Below are 18,266 nucleotides of genomic sequence, written 5' to 3'. Positions count from 1 at the left end.
GTTCAATGACGGTGTTCGCGGGTGACCCCGGCGTCGTAGTGGCTGACCACCTGCTGCCAGCCGGCGGCGATCAGTGCGGCCTGGCCAAGGTCGTCGGGGGGCACGGCGGCGCTGTCGCGGCGCAGCCACACGTCGACCTCGGTGCTGCCAGCGTCGGGCAGGATCAGCAGGAAACTGCCGGCTACCTGCGGCGCCTGGCTGCGGCCCAGGTAGGCGCCCTCCGCCAGCCACTGCCACTGGTGGCTGCCACGGCGCTGGCTGCCGGCGTCGGCCACGAACGGTGGCAGGCCTTGCTCGGCCAGGGCCGTGACGCTGGGCGTGGCGGCGCTTTCCTCGCGAAGCAACTGTATTTCGTCGAATGCCACGCGCAGGTCGGTGTAGATGCCCTGTTCGGCAGCGCTCAGGTCGCGGCGGGCGTCGATCTGGTGGCTGGCGATAGCCTGCTCGTCCTCGCGCTCGCCGCGCAGCAGCACGATGCTGGCGGCGAGGGCGACGATCAGCAGGCTGGCCAGCAGCACGTAGAGGGTTTCGTGCCCGGCGCCGGCCGGGCGCACCACTTGGGTCTGGCTCATGGCTGGGCGGCTCATGGCTGTGCGATGTCGGCGTGGTCGACTTCCACGACGTGGCCAGGCCCTGCGTCGAACAGCACGTAGAACTCGCCGTCGGGGCGTTTGAAGGTCAGGCTCGAATCCTCACCGAGCTTGCCACCGACCAGCACCTGCTCGTCGTAGCCGATCACGTCGAGAGTCACCCCAGGCGCGCCGCTGCCATCGGAAAAACCACCGGTGCATTTCACCTGGCCACCGGCCACTTCCTCGCATTCGCACATCGGGTTGTGGGCCAGGGCCGGGCCTGCGGCCAGTACCAGCCAGGGCAGGGCGAGCCTGCGCATCAGGTGTTTCATGGGTTGCCTCCTTGTTTTTCGAGCCAGGCCACAGTGGCTGGCGAAGCCTTGGCCAGGGGGACCGAGGCCTGGTGCAGGCTGCCGTCCCAGCCTTCGAGGGTGATCCAGACCTGTGCGTCGGCGCGGGTGCGCGGCGGTATCGGCAGGTTGGTGACCATGCGGTATGGCGCGCCGAAGAAAATGGTGCCGGCAGTGCGCAGGCTGCGCGGCTTGCCGATGCGCAGGTAGACCGCCTTGACCTCCTTCGCGCAGGCCTTGCACAGCGCCGCGTTGAACAGTTTGAAGTGGCCTGCGGGGCCGTCGGCGCGCGGGGCCTCGTTGCGCAGCTCGGCGAGGTCGAGGCTGTACGGGCCGACCTGTATGTCGTGGATCGGGTGTGCACCGAGCCCGGCGTCACCCCGGAACAACCTGACGTCGGCGAAATACTTGGGCATGAACCCCAGGGGAATGAGGATCAGCAGGATGTTGAGGTGAAAGCGCCATTTCAGCCACCATTGCTTGAGTGGCCGGGCAGGCAGGGTTTGGGCCTGGCTCATGGGCGCACCTCCAGGGTGGTTTCGCGGCGCGTGCTGCGCGGTGTGCGCTCGCTGCGCTTGAGCGCGGCGGCAGTGGCCTGGGCGGTGCGTTTGGTCCAGATCAGCAGCCCGCTGAACACCATCAGGGTCAGGATCAGGCCGAAGAAGAACCAGATCAGCTTGATCGGCAGGCCACCGAAGTCGCCCGTGTGCAGCGGGCGCATGGACTCGGTGACGAACTCCAGGGGCGAACGGTCGCTGAGCAGGAACTGGCTGTCGACCTGGCGGGTGTACGGGTTTACCGACGCGCTCTGGAACATCAGCGGGTACCAGCCACGACCGCCCATTTCGATGTGACTGTAGGCGGTGGCCGGCAGCGAGATGGAGGTGATGTCCAGGCTGGGGATGGCCAGGCCGGCAATGCGTGCGGCCTCGTCCAGGTCGATGCGTGGCGGCGGGCTGCCGTCGACGGTCTGCGGCACCTGCTCGCGGGCGATCACCGGCACGATGGGCTCGCTGGAGATGGTGATCTGGTTGTCGAACAGGATCGCCCGGATCAAGAACCAGATGCTGGTGATGGCAATGACCGCGATGAACCAGATCGACCAGACCCCGGCCAGGCGGTGCAGGTCGCCCCAGAAGATGCGCGAGCCTTGGCCGGTGCGTACCGGCTTGAAAAAACCTTTCCAGAATTTCTTGTACACCACCAGGCCCGTCACCAGCGACGCGAGCATTGGCAGGCCGAGCAGCGACACCAGGTACCAGCCCCAGCTGAAGCCATTGGTGAATGGCACCAGCCACCAGCCGTGCAGGGCCCGGGTGAAGGCTTCAAAGTTGAAGTCCGGCATCTTGCCCTGAATCGCCCCGGTATAAGGGTTGACGTAGAGCAACGGGCTGGAACCATCGGCGTAAGTGACCTGCGCCGTCAGCGCGAAGTGCGAGCCGTCGGGCTGGCTGAGCGAGTTGACGGCCATGTCTGGCTCGGCCTTGTGCAGGGCATCGAGCACTTGCTGGAAGCTCAGGCGTTCGGCCTTGTCGTCAGGCTTGCTGGCGCGCACGTCGGGGTTGGCCAGCCAGACGATCTCCTGGCTGACCACGGCCAGCATGCCGGTAAAGCAGACGATCAGCACGAAGAACCAGATCGGCAGGGCGAGCCAGCTGTGGACCAGGAACCACAGCTTGGACTTGGATTTTTTTGGTGATTTGGCCATCGGTCAGTCTTCTGAAAAAGGGGGCGAGCACAGGCCCAACCAAAAAAGGGCTGTTGTTCAAAAGACGAATGAGAATGAAAATCCTGATGAATTAAATGCAAGCAAATGTTTCGGAGGGCACGCGCGCCGACAGGGCGCTGGTGCGCCCTGTCGCTTGGGTGGCAACGCCAGTCAGGCGCTGGTCAGGGCAACGGCAGGTTGTGCCTTGCCCTGTTGGCGCGCCAGATCGTGGTACAGCGCCTGGCCTATCTCGGCGGCACGGGAGGGCAGCACCGACAGCAAGGTGTCGCTGAGGCCATGGCTGTTCTCGCAAAAGCCTTGCAGGTAGACCGAGGCCTGCAGGTCGGGGCTTGCCAATACCCGGTAGTTGCGGTCGACGCTGAAGTCTTCCAGGTAGTCGGCCAGCGGGGCGAGCAGGTCGCGGTGCGAGCGGCGTTCGTAGCCGGTGGCGAGGATTACCGCGTCGTAGCGGTGGGTCTGCTGCTGGCCGGTGGCCAGGTCACGCAGGGTCAGTTCGATGCCGTCGCGGGTAGCCACCACGGCTTCCACCTGGCGGCGGCACAGCACGTTGTGGCGGAACTGGTGTGCCACCTTCTGCCGGTAGAGGATGCCGTAGATTCGCTCGATCAGGTCGAGGTCGACCACCGAGTAGTTGGTGTTGTGGTATTCACCGAGCAGCTTGGCGCGTTGGTCGGCCGGCTCGTTGTAGACCAGGTCGGTGTAGTCGGGGGCGAAGATCTCGTTGACGAACGGGCTGTCGTCGGCCGGCTTGAGGGCGGAGCCGCGCAGCACCATGTCAACCTTGACCGACGGGTAGCTGTCATTGAGGTCGATGAAGGCCTCGGCGGCGCTCTGGCCAGAGCCGATCACGGCAATGCGCATCGGCTTGCCGACCGTGCAGGGCAACTTGTTCAGGCTGCTGAGGTACTGGGAATGGTGGAAAACCCGTGGATCATCCTTGAACGCGGTGAATTTCTCGGGGATTTTCGGTGTGCCGCCGCTGCCCACCACTACCGAGCGCGTCCGTCGGCTGAATTCGCGGCCTTGCCCATCGCGTGAGACCAGGCGCAGGTGCTCGACACGGCCGGCCTTCACTTCAGGTTCGATGCGCAGCACTTCTTCGCCATACACCGCCTGGCTGGCGAAGTGCTCGGCGGCCCAGCGCAGGTAGTCGTTGTACTCCAGGCGGCAGGGGTAGAAGGTGCCGAGGTTGATGAAGTCGGCCAGGCGCTGCTTCTGGTGCAGGTAGTTGACGAAGCTGTACGGGCTGGTCGGGTTGCGCAGCGAGACCAGGTCCTTGAGGAACGAGATCTGCAGTTCGCTCTGGGTGGCGAGGGTTTCGCCATGCCAGCGGTATTCCTTCTGCTTGTCGATGAACAGCGCATCGAGGGCGTGGCCCTGGCTCTGGGCAAGTTCTTCCAGGGCGATGGCCAGGGCCAGGTTGGACGGGCCGAAGCCTACGCCGATCAGGTCCTTGATAGTTTCCGGGTGTGCAGACTGGCTCATGGCTGCGGTTCCATAATGGGTCGAATGTGGGCGCATGCCGGGGCTCCGGCGCTTGTACATTGGGTGGAACGAGCCAGCGCAGAGTGAATTTACTGCCCGAAAGCGTGCCTGCGGTCAGCCCGGCCTAAAGGCTTGCCGCTTTTGGCCGATACGCAGGTCAACTCAAGGACCCTTTGCAAGGCAGGGAGAAACACATGGTAGGTATCGCGGCAGTCAGCATCAGCAACACATCGGCCCAGGCCGGCAGCGCTTCGCAGGTCAGCGACACGGAAAAGACTGAATCGGGCAGCTCGACGCTGCAGGTCGACACCTCGAAACTGCGTGGCGACGGCCAGGCCAAAGGCGCCGAGGCTGCGCAAGGCAGCAGTGGCAGTGGCGAGCCGTCACACATCAAGCAGTTGCGCGAGATGATCAAGCAACTGCAGAAGCAAATGGCCGATGAACAGAAACAGCTGGCCATCCTGATGGCGCAGAAAACCGACGACACCACCAAATTGGCGGCAGTCACGGCCAAGCAGGCCAGCATCGCCACCCTCAGTGGCCAGATCATGACGGCTACTGCGCAACTGCTGGAAGCGCTGCAGAAGACCGGTGGCGACAGCGCTGGCGGGATGGTCGACACCCAGGCCTGAAATCAACCGTAAGCTGGTTCGATCCTGTGAGAGCGGGCGCGCCCGCTCCCACAGGATCATGCTAAATCAACAGGTCAGTCCGACGCCAGGCGCCCCTTGCCGTGCTTGTCGGTCTTGTATTGCATGGCCACTGCCGGTGCCGGCTTGGTCGCGCCGGTTTCCAGCCACTGACGCATGCGGGTGGCGTCGGCGAAGTGGGTGTACTTGCCGAAGGCATCAAGAATCACCATGGCCACCGGGCGGTTGTCCATCTTGGTCAGCAGCACCAGGCAATGGCCGGCTTCATTGGTGAAACCGGTCTTGGTCAGCTTGATGTCCCAGTTGCTCTTGTTCACCAGGTGGTCGGTGTTGCGGAAGCCCAAGGTGTAGTTGGGCTTGCGGAATGCCACGGTCTTCTCGCGGGTGGTCGACAGCTCGCTCAGCATCGGGTACTTGCGCGCGGCCATCAGTAGCTTGGACAGGTCACGGGCGGTGGAGACGTTCTGCGTCGACAGGCCGGTCGGTTCGACATAGCGGGTGTGCGCCATGCCCAGGCTGCGGGCCTTGGCGTTCATCGCCTTGATGAAGGCCGGGTAGCCCCCTGGGTAGTGGTTGGCCAGGGTGGTCGCGGCACGGTTTTCCGACGACATCAGGGTAATCAGCAGGGTTTCCCGGCGATTCAGCTCGCTCCCCAGGCGTACGCGCGAATACACGCCTTTCATGTCCGGGTTGTTGGCGATGGTCATGGTGAGCATCTCATCCATGGGCAGCTTGGCATCCAGCACCACCATCGCCGTCATCAGTTTGGTCACCGAGGCGATGGGCACCACGCGGTCAGCGTGGCTCGCATACAGTTCCTGGTTGGTGTTCAGGTCGATCAGCAGGGCGCTGCCAGACGCCAGGTGCAGCTTGGACGGGTCGCGTTGGACCTGGGCCGGGGGTTGTGCAGCAGCGGTCGACGGAAGGGTCGCAGTACCTGTGAGCAACAGCAGCAGGCTGAGGATGGACAGGGATGTTTTCACGTTGAGGCTCACTAAAAGTTGGTATGTCGTTGGCTGTGCAAGGGTTTTCCCCCAAAAAACCGCTGCATTGTGGAGTATGGCCGAAGTGCTGTCGATTGCTCGTTGAGCCGACCCCATGAAATGAAAAAAGCTTCATGCTGTATCGGTTTTCCTGCCGCCGTTCGTCGCTTCGACCAGGCAAAAAAAGACCCGCCAGGTAGCGGGTCGGAAGGGACGTAGGGAGCAACGCACAACAAGATTCGGTCAAGCGATCAGGCAGTCGGCCTGGAGCTGTTCAGCCAGGGCCTGCGCCGAGGCGCGGGTCGCCAGCGGGCCGCTGACGGCCTCGCCATTGCTTACCAGATACCAGCAGGCCAGCAGGCCCTGCTCACGCAGTGTGGCGGGGACAGCAGTGCCGACGACGGACATGATCTGAATAGTGGCCATGGGGACCTCCTGTAAAACATGTGGCCACCTTACGCAGCTCCCGGCACGGTTTGAAATCAACATGCTCAATAGTGCTCATCAGTTTTATCAACGGTCACCAGCGAGGCGGGCCGTAATACACCGGTGGCGGGCCGTAGTAAGGGCGGTACGCTGGCGGTGGCGGCGCCGGTACGTAGTACGGTTGGTAATACACGGGCTGCGGCGGTGCCTGTACATAGACAGGCGGTGGCCCATAGTAGGCGGGCTGGCGTTCGACATAGACGGTGCGGTCGTGGCCACCGTACACCGTCGCCCCGACCACGGCCCCGACCACTGCAGCGCCGAGCAGTGGGCCCGGGCCATACCAGCCATGGCCGCCGCCACCATGGGCGGAGGCTTGCCCGCTGATGGCCAGGGCACCGACCAGCAGGGCGATTCCGGGGAGATGACGGATCATGACACTTCCTCGCAAGGTAACCCCAGGCTTGGGGCCCTGATAGTATGCGTCCGGTCTCTGTCAGCCGGGCACAGGGAAACGGTAAAGGTTATGTAAGGGGCGACCAGTGGTGGCGTCTGGTACCCTGCACAAACGTTTCAGTCATGTAAAAGGAGCGGGTTATGGCGGCAACTCCCAGCAGAGACACGGTACTGTGCATTTCCCTGGCCGGGCGGCCGGGCACCTTCGGCGTGCGTTTTCATAATCACCTTTACCAGCAGCTTGGGATGGACTTCTACTACAAGGCCATGCGCACGGACGACCTGCCGGCAGCCGTCGCCGGCATCCGCGCCCTGGGCATTCGCGGTTGTGGCGTGTCGATGCCGTACAAGGAGGCCTGTATGGCGCTGGTCGATGAAATCGACCCGTCGGCGGCGGCGATCGAGTCGGTCAATACCCTGGTCAACGACGGCGGCCATCTGAAGGCCTACAACACCGACTACCTGGCCGTGCGGCAACTGCTGGCCGAGCATCAGGTTGATCCCTCCACCGCGTTCGCCCTGCGTGGCAGTGGCGGCATGGCCAAGGCCGTGGCCAGTGCACTGCGCGATGCCGGGTTCCGCGAAGGCATCATTGTCGCCCGCAACGAGCAGGCCGGTCGGCAGTTGGCGGATGTCTGCGGCTATCGCTGGGTAGCCGAACTGGGTGACCGGTGCCCGCCGATGCTGGTGAACGTGACACCGATCGGCATGGCTGGCGGGCCGGAGGCCCAGGCGCTGGCGTTCAGCGAGAATGCCATTGCGGCGGCCGAGCGGGTGTTCGACGTGGTGGCGATGCCGGCGCGCACGCCACTGATCCAGCGCGCCGAGGCACTGGGTAAACCGGTGATCACCGGGCTGGAAGTGATCGCGTTGCAGGCTTTGGAGCAGTTTGTGCTGTACACCGGGGTGCGGCCCAGCCGTGAACAGGTCGAAGCGGCGGTGGCTTACGCACGCGCCGCTCCTGCACCCGAATGACCTGCAAGGTCAGAAGGTCTTGTGACCTTTGTCCAGTTGCAAGTCCACCAGTGCCCGGCCATGGGCCAGCGACACATGCTGCGCATTCTCAAGGTCCGAGAAGAACTTCATGGGCATGGACATGCGCTTGCTGGTATGCCCCTGTGGGTCGGTGATCAGGCAGCCGGCGGCATAGGGCAGGGGGGAGTCGGGGTGGGGCATCACGCTGGCGGTGATGGTGTGGTTGCGGTATTCACAGTGAAGAGATTGCATCGTCCTTTACCTCGCTGTGGCATGTGAAGCACTACCTTCATATACCACAGCAAGGGGACGGCAGTTCCCGGCCCGACGAGCGCGAGCCGAAGGGATCAGCCCTTCAGGTCGGTTGGCTGGATCACTTCAACCCAGTAACCGTCCGGGTCCTTGACGAAGGCCAGGTGGTTCATGCGGCCATCTTGCAGGCGCTTCTGGAACGGCACGCCGAGGGCTTCGAAACGGGCACAGGCTTCACGCACGTCTGGCACCGAGATGCAGATGTGGCCAAAGCCGCGCGGGTCGGTGTTGCCATTGTGATAGGCAAACTCCGGGTCGTTTTCGGTGCCGTGGTTGTGGGTCAGTTCCAGCACGCCCGGGATCGATTTCATCCACTGGTGGCGGGCAGCGTCGTCGGCGGGGATCTGTGCCGGGTCGACCAGGGCCAGGAAATACAGGCTGAAGGCCGCTTCAGGGAAGTCGCGTTTGTCGACCAGGCGGAAGCCCAGCACGCGGGTGTAGAAGTCCAGCGACTTCTCGATATCCTTGACCCGCAGCATGGTGTGGTTGAAGACGAATTGGGCGGTGGCAGCGTCTGGCTGCGCGGTGACGCCAGGCAGGGTTTGCAGATCGTGCAGGCTCATGGGGACTCCAGAGACGGGGCTGGCAACCAGGTGCCAGCGAAACAGACAGGGGGCCATGATACGGCAGTGAAGCGTTTGCGCAAATAAAAGCGCCCTGCTCGGGGGAGCAGGGCGCCAGAATTAGAGGCCCGCATGTGCGGGCGCGTGATGGGGTCGCTAGTCCTTTAGCTGTCTCGATACTGCGGCAGCCGTTGTGAAAAAAGTGTGAAGTGGGTGTTGACGTTTCATCAGCGAACCCAGCTTTCCACGGTGGCGGCCCCATACTCCTCTTTCCATGCCTTGAGGCCGCGGTGGTTGCCGCCTTTGGTCTCGATCAGCTCGCCGGTGTGCGGGTTTTCGTAAACTTTTACCACGCGCGGGCGGCGCTGCTGTTTCGGTGCGCTGGCCGTGCCCCGGGTAACTGCCTTCGGGTCGAGGATGGCGATGATATCGCGCAGACTTTTGTCATAGCTTTTCATCAGGCCGACTAGTTTCTGCTCGAATTCGATTTCGCGTTTGAGGCCGGCATCCTTTTTCAGCGCCTCCAGTTGCGCCATTTGTTCCTGGAGCGCTTTTTCGGCAGCACGAAACTCTGCAAGTCTGGACACTGTAATCACTCCTGTACGTCTTCGTGGCAGGGCGTGACGAACATTGACAAGCACTAAACGCCAGCCACGCGGGTGGGTAAAACTGTTCGCTGACATCGAGTGTAGACACTTGCAGGAATTCGGTAAACCGCAAACTTTTTATAAGTAATCGGGAACTTTCCAAGTTTTCCGGGCGGTAATGCAGGCGGTTTTCGAGTGCTTTTGGAAGGGTTCTAGACCATGGTCCAATACCCCGTTGCAGCGCGCTTGGGCGATGATTTCAGATGATGGCTGACGCTTGTTCGGCCGCGACGCATTAGCGTGGCGCAGGTGCGTCACGACGATTTGTTTTTTCGCCTTTGTTTGGATGTTCCCTCGCATGTTTTCCCCCCTCCCTCTCGCCCCGGGGCGCCGTGTTGCCGGCGTGTTTCTGTTATGCACCGGTGCGCATGCCCAGGCCGCCGGTTTTGTTGAAGACGCCAGTGCCAAGGTTGAAGCACGCACGGTCTATTTCAACCGGGATTTTCGTGACGGCCACAGCAGTTCCAGCCAGGGCGCGTCAAAACGCGAAGAGTGGGCGCAAGGCTTCATTCTCAATGTGCAGTCGGGTTATACCCAAGGGCCAGTCGGCTTTGGCGTAGATGCACTGGGCATGTTGGGCATCAAGCTCGATTCCAGCCCCGCCGACAGTAACAGTGGTTTGTTGCCTTCATCCGGCCACGATCCACGGCACTCCGCCGATCAATACGCGAAGATGGGCCTGGCGGCCAAGGTCAAGGTTTCCAACACTGTGCTGAAGTATGGCTCGATGATGCCGGACGTCCCGCTGTTGAAGTACAACGATGGTCGCCTGCTGCCGACGATGTTCCAGGGTGCGATGCTCACCTCCGAAGAACTGCACGACCTGAAGTTCACCCTGGCCCGCCTGGACAAGTACACGGCGCGTGATTCCACCGATCGCCAGGATATCCGCGTGCATTGCAAGAACAAACGCTATGCCTGCGATATCGAAGCCGACCACTTTGACCTGGCCGGCCTGGACTACCGGTTCAACGACCGGCTCAGCGCCCAGTATCAGGTCGCCAGGCTGGAAAACATCTACCGCCAGCATTTCCTTGGCCTGGTCGCCAGCCAGCCGCTCGCGCTCGGCAGCCTGTCGGCGGACCTGCGGCTGATCAAGAGCGATGACATCGGCAATGCCCGCGCTGGCGAGATCGACCACCGAGCCTTCAGCGGCATGCTCGGTTACAGCCTGGGTGGGCACAAGATCAGTGCCGGCTGGCAGCGCATGTACGGCGAGAGTGCCATGCCGTACCTCGATGGCAGTAACCCGTACCTGGTCAACTACGCCCAGGTCAACGACTTTGCCGCCGCCCAGGAACGTTCCTGGCAAGTGCGCTACGACTACGACTTCAAAGCCCTCGGTGTGCCCGGCCTGAGCTTCTTCACACGCTACATCAATGGCGACCACATCAAGGTCCCCGGCAGCACTGCCGAAGGCAAGGAATGGGAGCGTGATACCGAGCTCAGGTACCAGGTGCAGAGCGGCACCTTCAAGGATGTCAGTGTGCGTCTGCGTAACTCCACGTACCGCAGCAACTACGAGCGGTGGGCGCGGGACATGGACGAGACGCGGGTCATCGTCAGCTATAACTTCTCTATCTTCTGAGCAGACAGGCTGGGCGCGTCCATGAAAGACCTTCTGTTGATCGGCATCGGCCCGGGCGACCCGCGGCAGGTCACCGTCGAGGCGGTCGAGGCACTGCGTCGCGCCAGCGTGTTCTTCGTGCTCGACAAGGGCCCGGGCAAGGGTGAGCTGGTCGGCATGCGCAAGGCGATCCTCGAGCGCTACCGGCCCGAGGGCGGCTACCGCCTGGTGCAGGTGGCCGACCCGCAGCGCGACGCCGAGGCGGACGATTACCCAGGCGCTGTGCACGACTGGCATCGCCAGCGTGCCGCGCTGTATGCCCGGTTGATCAGCGAAGAGGTGGGCGCCGAGGAGATCGCCGCCTTTTTGCTGTGGGGTGAGCCAGGGCTCTACGACAGTACCTTGCGCATACTTGACCTGGTTCGCGAACGTGGGGTGGCGCTGCGCTTGCAGGTGATTCCCGGTATCAGCAGTGTGCAGGCCCTGGCGGCGCGGCACCAGATCCCGCTCAACCGCATAGGCGAGCCGCTGATCGTGCTGCCAGGGCGACGCCTGGCAGCGCAGGGGCAGGTGGACAATGTGGTGGTGATGCTCGACGGGCAATGTGCATTTGCCGCGCTGGAGGATCCGGCGCTGGTGATCTACTGGGGCGCTTACCTGGGTACCGAGGACGAAGTGCTGATCGCCGGGCCTTTGCAAGCCGTGAAGGCGCGGATACTGGAGGTGCGCGAGCGGGAGCGGGCGCGCAAGGGGTGGATCATGGATACCTATCTGTTGCGGCGGGAGCTGTGAGGTGGGGTGGCTGTACCGGTCTCTTCGCGGCTTGAGCCGCGAAGCAGGCGCCGCCGGCTTCAAGGCGTGCCGAGAATCTGCACTACCTTGTCGCGCAGCTGGTCGATGGTGAACGGCTTGCCGATCATGTGCATGCCCTGCGGCACGTCGAAACTCTCGGCGTAGCCGCTGGCAAACAGCACCGGCAGCGCCGGCCGCATGGCACGGGCCTCGGCTGCCAATGCTTCACCGCGCATATCCGGCAGGCCGACGTCGGTCACCAGCAGGGCCAGTTGCTGGCTGTCATCCTCGATCACCTTCAGCGCCGCCGTGGCATTTTCCGCTTCAATGGTGCTGTAGCCCAATTCGTCGAGCACTTCGACCATCAGCATACGTACGATGTCGTCGTCTTCGACTACCAGAAGGTGCATGGTTGGTTTCCTGTTGAAAAAAGGCATGTCCCTACTCTGTGCGCCAGGCAGTGACAGAAGTTCCCGAGGATACCGGAGTGTTGCACATCGATGGAACGATTCTCACACGCAGCCTTCAAATACTGGCTAAATGCCCTGCCGCGGCGGCCCAAGCGGGTTAGACTCGCTTGTTGACCGGTGAGCGCAGCGGCAGACAACTACAGGCTAGAGCCGCCACACTTTTCCAATGGACTTTTTTCGCGCGGGCGTTTTCAGATGATTCAAGCAGCCTCGATGGACCAGCAGAGCTTCCGCAAGCTGTTGAGCCGCAATATCGGCTTACCCCTGGGGGTGGGTCTGCTCGGCGCCGTGGCCTTTGTCGCGGTGATCAACTACCTGCTTTCGGCCATGCAGTGGGTCGAGCACACCGATCGGGTGATTGGCAATGCCAACGAGACGGTCAAGCTGTCGATCGACATGGAAACCGGCATGCGCGGTTTTCTGATCACCGGTGACGAACGCTTCCTCGACCCCTACGAGGTGGCCAAGCCACGCATCCTGGGCAGCCTGCAGAGCCTGCGCGGCATGGTCGAGGACAACCCGCAGCAGGTCGACCGCATCGACCGGTTGATCGCCTTGCAGAACGCCTGGAACGATTTCGGCAACGAGATGATCAACCAGCGCCGCAGTGGTGGCGATTACCGTGAGTCGGTGGCCAATGGCCGCGGCAAGCGCATCACCGACGAGATACGCAATCAGTTCGAGAGCCTGATCGACACCGAACAGCAGCTGCGCATGGCCCGCAACGAGAAGGTCAGTACGGTCACTGTTACCGCGATTTCGGTGTTCGTGCTGCTGATTGTCGGCCTCAGCGCCTTGCTCGCTTACTTCGGCCGTCGCGATCTGATGGCACTGTCGGACAGCTACAGCGAAAACCTGCAGGCCCAGCAGCGCTTCGCCGAGCGCCTGGAGCACCAGGCCTGGCTGCGCAATGGCCAGACACAGCTGTCTGAACAGGTGTTGGGCCAGCTGACCTTGCCGATGCTGGGTGAAAACATCCTGCGTTTCTTCGCCAGCTACCTGGGCAGTGTGGTCGGAGCGCTTTACGTGCGTGACGAGCACGGCCGCCTGGTGCGCGTGGCCAGTTACGGTTTGGGGGCGGAGGAACAGGCCCGCCAGCAGGTGCTGGGCGACCACGACGGCTTGCTGGCCCGAGCCGTGCGCGAAGGGCGCCTGTTGCGCCTGGACAACTTGCCGGACGATTACTACCGCCTCAGCTCCGGCCTTGGCAGTGGCCTGCCGCGCAGCGCGCTGTTGATGCCGGCCATTGACGACGGCCAGATCAATGGCGTGATCGAACTCGGCTTCCTGCGCCTCTTGCAGGAGCGTGACGACGAACTGATGGAGCGCGTGGCTGGCAACCTCGGTATCTCCATCGAAAGCGCTCGCTACCGCCAGCGCCTGCAGGAGGTGCTGGCCGAGACCCAGCAGCTCAACGAAGAACTGCAAGTGCAGCAAGAAGAGCTCAAGACCGCCAACGAAGAGCTCGAAGAGCAATCGCGCGTGCTCAAGGAGTCGCAGGCCCATCTGGAAACCCAGCAGGCCGAACTCGAGCAGACCAATGAGCAGTTGTCCGACCGCACCCACGCCCTGGACCGCAAGAACGAGGAGCTCAGCCTGGCCCAGGAGGAACTGAAGGCCCGTGCCGAAGATTTGCAGCGCTCGAGCAAGTACAAGTCCGAATTCCTCGCCAACATGTCCCATGAACTGCGTACGCCGCTGAACAGCTCGCTGATCCTGGCCAAGCTGCTGGCCGAGAACGGCGAGGGCAACCTCAGCGCCGAGCAGGTCAAGTTCGCCGAGTCCATCTATTCGGCAGGCAACGACCTGCTGAACCTGATCAACGACATCCTCGACATCGCCAAGGTCGAGGCCGGCAAGCTTGAAGTGCGCCCGGAAAACACTCAGCTCGAACGCCTGGTCGAAGGCTTGCGCGGGATGTTCCTGCCGCTGGCCGAGCACAAGGGCCTGGGCTTCGAAGTGACGGTCGAAGCGCAGGTGCCGGCCACCTTGTTCACCGACCGCCAGCGCCTGGAGCAGATCCTCAAGAACCTGTTGTCCAACGCCATCAAGTTCACCGAGCGTGGCCAGGTCAGCCTGAACATCGGCTACCAGGCAGGCACCGGCATCATCTTCTCGGTTCGCGACAGCGGCATCGGCATCGCCGCCGACCAGCAACAAGCGATCTTCGGCGCCTTCCATCAGGTCGACGGCACCAGCAACCGCCGTTACGGCGGCACCGGCCTGGGCCTGTCGATCTCCCGTGACCTGGCGCATCTGCTGGGCGGGCAGATCAGCGTCGACAGCAGCCTCGGCCACGGCAGTGTGTTCAGCCTGATCATGCCGGAACGCTACGAGTCGCAGAGCGAGGAGGTCGAACCGTTGAGCCTGCGCCCGGCCGTCGACAGCCTGCCGCCGGCTCCGCCGGCTGCCGCTCCGGCCCTGGCCAAGCGCCCGGCGCCGGCCTTCAGCGATGATCGTGAACGCGCACCGTTCGACAACCGTTGCATCCTGGTGGTCGAGGACGAGCCGAACTTCGCCCGCATTCTCTTCGACCTTGCTCACGAACTGGGATACAGCTGCCTGGTCGCGCAGTGCGCCGATGAAGGCTTCGAGCTGGCCGAACAGTACATTCCCGACGCGATCCTGCTGGACATGCGCCTGCCTGACCATTCCGGGTTGACGGTGTTGCAGCGTCTCAAGGAGCAGGCCACCACGCGGCATATCCCGGTGCACATCATTTCGGTCGAGGACCGGGTCGAGGCGGCCATGCACATGGGCGCGGTGGGCTATGCGGTCAAGCCGACCAGCCGCGAAGAGCTCAAGGAAGTGTTCGCCCGCCTGGAAGCCAAGTTGACCCAGAAGCTCAAGCATATCCTGCTGGTGGAGGACGACGACCTGCAGCGCGAGAGCATTGCCCGCCTGATCGGCGACGACGATGTCGAGATCACCGCCGTGGCCATGGCCCAGGATGCCCTGGCGCTGCTGCGCGAGAACATCTACGACTGCATGATCATCGACCTCAAGCTGCCTGACATGCTCGGCAACGAACTGCTCAAGCGCATGACTGCCGAGGACATCCGTTCGTTCCCGCCGGTGATCGTCTACACCGGGCGCAACCTCACCCGCGAAGAAGAGGCCGACCTGCTCAAGTATTCGCGCTCGATCATCATCAAGGGCGCGCGCTCGCCGGAGCGCTTGCTCGATGAAGTGACGCTGTTCCTGCACAAAGTCGAATCGCAGCTGTCCCATGAGCGCCAGCGCATGCTCAAGACCGCGCGCAGCCGCGACAAGGTCTTCGAGGGGCGCAAGGTCTTGCTGGTGGACGACGATGTGCGCAACATCTTCGCCCTCACCAGCGCCCTGGAACACAAGGGCGCCATCGTCGAGATCGGCCGCAACGGGCGTGAAGCCATCGAGCGCCTGGAGCAGCACGATGATATCGACCTGGTGCTGATGGACGTGATGATGCCGGAGATGGACGGTTTCGAGGCCACTCGCCTGATCCGTCAGCAGCCGCGCTGGCGCAAGCTGCCTATCATCGCCGTCACCGCCAAGGCGATGAAGGATGACCAGCAGCGTTGCCTGCAGGCTGGCGCCAATGATTACCTGGCCAAACCGATCGACCTGGACCGCCTGTTCTCGTTGATCCGTGTGTGGCTGCCGCAACTGGAGCGAATTTGACTAGCGAACGCAACACTGACATCGAGATCCGGCTGCTGATCGAGGCGATCTACCTCAAGTACAGCTACGATTTCCGCAACTACTCCGGCGCTTCGATCAAGCGCCGGATCCTCCATGCCCTGCGCCAGTTCGACTGCCTCACGGTGTCGGCGTTGCAGGAGCGGGTGCTGCACGACCCGGGCATGTTCATGCAGTTGCTGCAGTACCTGACGATCCCGGTCAGCGAGATGTTTCGCGACCCTGGCCACTTCCTGGCCTTGCGCCAGGAGGTGGTGCCACTGCTGCGCACCTGGCCGTCGATCAAGGTGTGGATTGCAGGTTGCAGCACCGGTGAAGAGGTGTACTCGATGGCCATCCTGCTGCGTGAAGAGGGCCTGCTCGAGCGCACCATCATTTACGCCACCGACATCAACCCGCATTCGCTGGACCGCGCCAAGCAAGGCATCTACTCGATGCAGAGCATGCGCGAGTATGAAGAAAACTACCGCCTGGCCGGTGGCCGCCGGGACTTTGCCGAGTATTACACCGCGGCCTACGGCAACGCCATCATGGACAGCAGCCTGCGTGACAACGTGACCTTCGCCGACCACAGCCTGGCCACCGACAGCGTGTTTTCCGAGACCCAGCTGGTGTCGTGCCGCAACGTGCTGATCTACTTCAACAAGGCACTGCAGGACCGCGCCCTCGGGTTGTTCCACGAGTCCTTGTGCCACCGTGGCTTCCTGGTGCTTGGCAGCAAGGAGTCGGTGGACTTTTCGGCCTACAGCGAGCGCTTCGAGCCACTGGTCAAGCCCGAACGGATCTACCGTAAATCATGAACGGCGTGCGCGCGGTGGTCATAGGCGCCTCGGCGGGTGGCGTCACGGCACTGTTCTCGGTGCTCGGTGCGTTGCCGGCCGGTTTTGCCATTCCGGTGCTGTGCGTGCTGCACCTCCCGGACGACCGGCACAGCCAGTTGGCCGAGGTGTTGCAGCGGCGCTTGCAGCGGCCGGTGCGCCAGGCTTGCGACAAGGAAGCCATTGCCCCGGGCCAGATCTACGTGGCCGGGCCGAGTTATCACCTGTCAGTGGAAGCTGACTTCAGCCTGTCGCTGAGCCAGGAGGACCCGGTGCATTTCTCGCGCCCGGCCATCGACTTCCTGTTCACCTCGGCGGCCGATGCCTACGGCCCTGGATTACTCGGCGTGCTGCTGACCGGGGCCAACGAAGATGGTGCCGAAGGGCTTGCCTACATCAAGAACAGCGGCGGCCGGACCGTGGTCCAGGATCCCCGCGATGCACAGGTGGCGCTGATGCCGGAGGCCGCACTGGCCCGGCATACGCCCGACCTTATCCTTTCTCTGAGCGGTATCGGGCAGTTGCTCGCTACCCTGGAACCCAGCGCATGCTAAGCCACACCACTGCCAAACTGCTGATCGTCGATGACCTGCCGGAAAACCTGCTGGCGCTCGCCGCCCTGATCCAGGGCGAAGACCGCGAGGTGTACCAGGCACAGTCGGCGGAAGCGGCCTTGTCGCTGATGCTCGAACACGAGTTCGCCCTGGCCATTCTCGACGTGCAGATGCCGGGCATGAATGGCTTCGAGCTGGCCGAACTGATGCGCGGCACGGAAAAGACCCGCAACATCCCGATCGTCTTCGTCTCTGCTGCCGCGCGTGAAATGAATTATGCCTTCAAAGGCTACGAGAGCGGTGCAGTGGACTTCCTGCACAAGCCCCTCGACACCCTGGCGGTGAAGAGCAAGGTGTCGGTGTTCGTCGACCTGTATCGCCAGCGCAAGGTGCTCGACCGGCAGCTGCAGGCGCTCGAGCGCAGCCGCCAGGAGCAGGAACTGCTGCTGGGCCAGTTGCAGGTGGCGCGAGGGGAGCTGGAGCATGCGGTGCGCATGCGCGACGACTTCATGTCGATCGTTGCCCACGAGGTGCGCACGCCGCTCAACGGCCTGATCCTGGAAACCCAGCTGCGCAGGATGCACCTGGCCCGTGGCAATCTCGAGGCGTTCAGCGCCGACAAACTGCAGGCCATGGTCGAGCGTGACGAGCGCCAGATCAACAGCCTGATCCGCCTGATCGAGGACATGCTCGACGTGTCGCGCATTCGCACCGGCAAGCTGTCGCTACGGCCCAGGGCGTTCGACCTGAGCCAGTTGGTACGCGGCCTGGTAGAGAACTTCTCGGCCCAGGCCACGGCACTGGAGACGTCCATCGAGCTGCTGCGGTGTGAACCGTTGACAGGGGAGTGGGACGAATTCCGGATTGAGCAAGTCCTGGCCAACCTGTTGTCGAATGCTTTGCGTTATGGCGAGCGGCGGCCGGTGCACGTGCAGGTGTTCGAGTGTGATGGCATGGCAGCGGTGCAGGTTCGCGATCACGGCATCGGCATCAGCGCCAGCAACCAGCAACGGATCTTCCAGCAGTTCGAGCGTGTGGCCACCCAGCAAGCCAGCAATGGATTGGGGCTGGGCCTGTATATCTCGGAGCAGATCGTCCAGGCCCATGGCGGGCAGATTCAGGTACAAAGCGATGTCGGCAAAGGCTCCACGTTCACCCTGCTGTTGCCGCTGGCAGGGGTGAAAGAACAAAACGACCAGGTGCGGGCAACCTCCGCGTAAGCCTGAGGTCACATTG

20 protein-coding genes are annotated in these 18,266 nt (G+C 62.9%); 8 read left to right on the top strand and 12 right to left on the bottom strand.

Going from position 1 to position 18,266, the window contains the following annotated elements; translation table 11 throughout:
- Window positions 1-2 precede the first annotated feature (2 nt).
- The 5 genes from ACQKPS_RS20785 to ACQKPS_RS20765 form a co-directional block, all read right to left on the bottom strand.
- The gene (locus ACQKPS_RS20785) at window positions 3-572 is read right to left on the bottom strand and encodes a DUF6162 family protein (protein ID WP_254485012.1); all 570 of its coding nucleotides are present in this window, start codon (window positions 570-572) and stop codon (window positions 3-5) included.
- 11 nt (window positions 573-583) lie between these two features.
- Window positions 584-904, bottom strand: coding sequence for a hypothetical protein (locus tag ACQKPS_RS20780; protein ID WP_254485013.1), 321 nt, complete (start codon window positions 902-904; stop codon window positions 584-586).
- Window positions 901-1,440 (bottom strand): thiamine pyrophosphate-binding protein, encoded by a 540-nt coding sequence (locus tag ACQKPS_RS20775; protein WP_283723295.1) that lies wholly within the window; start codon window positions 1,438-1,440, stop codon window positions 901-903. Before ACQKPS_RS20775 ends, ACQKPS_RS20780 begins: the two co-directional genes overlap by 4 nt.
- Window positions 1,437-2,630 (bottom strand): PepSY-associated TM helix domain-containing protein, encoded by a 1,194-nt coding sequence (locus ACQKPS_RS20770; RefSeq protein ID WP_427605527.1) that lies wholly within the window; start codon window positions 2,628-2,630, stop codon window positions 1,437-1,439. The genes ACQKPS_RS20775 and ACQKPS_RS20770 overlap by 4 nt, the downstream gene beginning before the upstream one ends.
- A 171-nt stretch (window positions 2,631-2,801) precedes the next feature.
- A complete protein-coding gene (locus ACQKPS_RS20765) occupies window positions 2,802-4,136 on the bottom strand; it encodes a lysine N(6)-hydroxylase/L-ornithine N(5)-oxygenase family protein (protein WP_427605526.1) in 1,335 nt (444 codons plus the stop codon).
- A gap of 194 nt (window positions 4,137-4,330) precedes the next feature.
- Here ACQKPS_RS20765 and ACQKPS_RS20760 point away from each other — a divergent pair, with 194 nt between their 5' ends.
- Window positions 4,331-4,768, top strand: a complete 438-nt coding sequence (locus tag ACQKPS_RS20760; RefSeq protein WP_254485017.1) for a hypothetical protein — start codon at window positions 4,331-4,333, stop codon at window positions 4,766-4,768.
- Between the two features lie 74 nt (window positions 4,769-4,842).
- Here ACQKPS_RS20760 and pbpG read toward each other — a convergent pair whose 3' ends face one another.
- The 3 genes from pbpG to ACQKPS_RS20745 form a co-directional block, all read right to left on the bottom strand.
- Window positions 4,843-5,769 carry a D-alanyl-D-alanine endopeptidase gene (gene pbpG, locus ACQKPS_RS20755; RefSeq protein ID WP_427605525.1) on the bottom strand — a complete coding sequence of 309 codons (927 nt, stop codon included), beginning with the start codon at window positions 5,767-5,769 and terminating at the stop codon, window positions 4,843-4,845.
- A gap of 243 nt (window positions 5,770-6,012) precedes the next feature.
- The gene (locus tag ACQKPS_RS20750) at window positions 6,013-6,195 is read right to left on the bottom strand and encodes a hypothetical protein (protein WP_254485019.1); all 183 of its coding nucleotides are present in this window, start codon (window positions 6,193-6,195) and stop codon (window positions 6,013-6,015) included.
- Window positions 6,196-6,289: 94 nt separating this feature from the next.
- Window positions 6,290-6,631, bottom strand: a complete 342-nt coding sequence (locus ACQKPS_RS20745) for a hypothetical protein (protein WP_099814553.1) — start codon at window positions 6,629-6,631, stop codon at window positions 6,290-6,292.
- Window positions 6,632-6,792: 161 nt separating this feature from the next.
- Between ACQKPS_RS20745 and ACQKPS_RS20740 the strand changes: the two genes are divergently transcribed.
- Window positions 6,793-7,626 (top strand): shikimate 5-dehydrogenase, encoded by an 834-nt coding sequence (locus ACQKPS_RS20740; protein ID WP_427605524.1) that lies wholly within the window; start codon window positions 6,793-6,795, stop codon window positions 7,624-7,626.
- A gap of 9 nt (window positions 7,627-7,635) precedes the next feature.
- Here the strand turns inward: ACQKPS_RS20740 and ACQKPS_RS20735 are convergent, their stop codons facing one another.
- The 3 genes from ACQKPS_RS20735 to ACQKPS_RS20725 form a co-directional block, all read right to left on the bottom strand.
- On the bottom strand, window positions 7,636-7,878 hold the full coding sequence (locus tag ACQKPS_RS20735) for a hypothetical protein (protein WP_427605523.1): 243 nt from the start codon (window positions 7,876-7,878) through the stop codon (window positions 7,636-7,638).
- Window positions 7,879-7,973: 95 nt separating this feature from the next.
- Window positions 7,974-8,501, bottom strand: a complete 528-nt coding sequence (gene gloA, locus ACQKPS_RS20730) for a lactoylglutathione lyase (RefSeq protein ID WP_254485022.1) — start codon at window positions 8,499-8,501, stop codon at window positions 7,974-7,976.
- A gap of 227 nt (window positions 8,502-8,728) precedes the next feature.
- Window positions 8,729-9,088: a histone-like nucleoid-structuring protein, MvaT/MvaU family gene (locus ACQKPS_RS20725; protein WP_254485023.1), complete on the bottom strand. Its 360-nt coding sequence runs from the start codon at window positions 9,086-9,088 to the stop codon at window positions 8,729-8,731.
- A gap of 358 nt (window positions 9,089-9,446) precedes the next feature.
- Here ACQKPS_RS20725 and ACQKPS_RS20720 point away from each other — a divergent pair, with 358 nt between their 5' ends.
- Together ACQKPS_RS20720 and cobF are read left to right on the top strand one after the other, a co-directional pair.
- Window positions 9,447-10,736: an OprD family porin gene (locus ACQKPS_RS20720; RefSeq protein ID WP_427605522.1), complete on the top strand. Its 1,290-nt coding sequence runs from the start codon at window positions 9,447-9,449 to the stop codon at window positions 10,734-10,736.
- Between the two features lie 21 nt (window positions 10,737-10,757).
- On the top strand, window positions 10,758-11,507 hold the full coding sequence (gene cobF / locus ACQKPS_RS20715; protein ID WP_254485025.1) for a precorrin-6A synthase (deacetylating): 750 nt from the start codon (window positions 10,758-10,760) through the stop codon (window positions 11,505-11,507).
- 59 nt (window positions 11,508-11,566) lie between these two features.
- Here cobF and ACQKPS_RS20710 read toward each other — a convergent pair whose 3' ends face one another.
- Entirely contained in the window at window positions 11,567-11,917 is a 351-nt protein-coding gene (locus tag ACQKPS_RS20710; protein WP_254485026.1) for a response regulator, read from the bottom strand.
- Window positions 11,918-12,172: 255 nt separating this feature from the next.
- On the opposite strand from ACQKPS_RS20710, the gene ACQKPS_RS20705 reads away from it, so the two are divergent.
- From ACQKPS_RS20705 to ACQKPS_RS20690, 4 genes are read left to right on the top strand one after another with little or no spacing between them, the layout of a single operon-like run.
- Complete coding sequence (locus ACQKPS_RS20705) at window positions 12,173-15,640, top strand: response regulator (protein ID WP_427605521.1); 3,468 nt, start codon at window positions 12,173-12,175, stop codon at window positions 15,638-15,640.
- The gene (locus ACQKPS_RS20700) at window positions 15,637-16,458 is read left to right on the top strand and encodes a CheR family methyltransferase (RefSeq protein WP_254485028.1); all 822 of its coding nucleotides are present in this window, start codon (window positions 15,637-15,639) and stop codon (window positions 16,456-16,458) included. The genes ACQKPS_RS20705 and ACQKPS_RS20700 overlap by 4 nt, the downstream gene beginning before the upstream one ends.
- Window positions 16,455-17,030, top strand: a complete 576-nt coding sequence (locus tag ACQKPS_RS20695) for a chemotaxis protein CheB (RefSeq protein WP_283723304.1) — start codon at window positions 16,455-16,457, stop codon at window positions 17,028-17,030. Before ACQKPS_RS20700 ends, ACQKPS_RS20695 begins: the two co-directional genes overlap by 4 nt.
- Entirely contained in the window at window positions 17,024-18,250 is a 1,227-nt protein-coding gene (locus tag ACQKPS_RS20690; RefSeq protein ID WP_254485030.1) for a hybrid sensor histidine kinase/response regulator, read from the top strand. The genes ACQKPS_RS20695 and ACQKPS_RS20690 overlap by 7 nt, the downstream gene beginning before the upstream one ends.
- Window positions 18,251-18,266: the final 16 nt, after the last annotated feature.

This window comes from Pseudomonas sp. NPDC086566 (assembly GCF_050280885.1).
In the GTDB taxonomy this organism is placed as follows: Bacteria; Pseudomonadota; Gammaproteobacteria; order Pseudomonadales; family Pseudomonadaceae; genus Aquipseudomonas; species Aquipseudomonas vlassakiae.
The sequence above is the reverse complement of the archived record's forward strand: the minus strand, read 5'-3'. Positions and strand labels throughout refer to the sequence as shown.

Excerpts from the sequence above, each read along its gene's own strand:
- ACQKPS_RS20785 (WP_254485012.1), bottom strand. The coding sequence starts at position 572 with ATGAGCCAGACCCAAGTGGTGCGCCCGGCCGGCGCCGGGCACGAAACC.
- ACQKPS_RS20780 (WP_254485013.1), bottom strand. The coding sequence starts at position 904 with ATGAAACACCTGATGCGCAGGCTCGCCCTGCCCTGGCTGGTACTGGCC.
- ACQKPS_RS20775 (WP_283723295.1), bottom strand. The coding sequence starts at position 1,440 with ATGAGCCAGGCCCAAACCCTGCCTGCCCGGCCACTCAAGCAATGGTGG.
- ACQKPS_RS20770 (WP_427605527.1), bottom strand. The coding sequence starts at position 2,630 with ATGGCCAAATCACCAAAAAAATCCAAGTCCAAGCTGTGGTTCCTGGTC.
- ACQKPS_RS20765 (WP_427605526.1), bottom strand. The coding sequence starts at position 4,136 with ATGAGCCAGTCTGCACACCCGGAAACTATCAAGGACCTGATCGGCGTA.
- ACQKPS_RS20760 (WP_254485017.1), top strand. The coding sequence starts at position 4,331 with ATGGTAGGTATCGCGGCAGTCAGCATCAGCAACACATCGGCCCAGGCC.
- ACQKPS_RS20750 (WP_254485019.1), bottom strand. The coding sequence starts at position 6,195 with ATGGCCACTATTCAGATCATGTCCGTCGTCGGCACTGCTGTCCCCGCC.
- ACQKPS_RS20745 (WP_099814553.1), bottom strand. The coding sequence starts at position 6,631 with ATGATCCGTCATCTCCCCGGAATCGCCCTGCTGGTCGGTGCCCTGGCC.
- ACQKPS_RS20740 (WP_427605524.1), top strand. The coding sequence starts at position 6,793 with ATGGCGGCAACTCCCAGCAGAGACACGGTACTGTGCATTTCCCTGGCC.
- ACQKPS_RS20735 (WP_427605523.1), bottom strand. The coding sequence starts at position 7,878 with ATGCAATCTCTTCACTGTGAATACCGCAACCACACCATCACCGCCAGC.
- gloA (WP_254485022.1), bottom strand. The coding sequence starts at position 8,501 with ATGAGCCTGCACGATCTGCAAACCCTGCCTGGCGTCACCGCGCAGCCA.
- ACQKPS_RS20720 (WP_427605522.1), top strand. The coding sequence starts at position 9,447 with ATGTTTTCCCCCCTCCCTCTCGCCCCGGGGCGCCGTGTTGCCGGCGTG.
- cobF (WP_254485025.1), top strand. The coding sequence starts at position 10,758 with ATGAAAGACCTTCTGTTGATCGGCATCGGCCCGGGCGACCCGCGGCAG.
- ACQKPS_RS20710 (WP_254485026.1), bottom strand. The coding sequence starts at position 11,917 with ATGCACCTTCTGGTAGTCGAAGACGACGACATCGTACGTATGCTGATG.
- ACQKPS_RS20705 (WP_427605521.1), top strand. The coding sequence starts at position 12,173 with ATGATTCAAGCAGCCTCGATGGACCAGCAGAGCTTCCGCAAGCTGTTG.
- ACQKPS_RS20695 (WP_283723304.1), top strand. The coding sequence starts at position 16,455 with ATGAACGGCGTGCGCGCGGTGGTCATAGGCGCCTCGGCGGGTGGCGTC.
- ACQKPS_RS20690 (WP_254485030.1), top strand. The coding sequence starts at position 17,024 with ATGCTAAGCCACACCACTGCCAAACTGCTGATCGTCGATGACCTGCCG.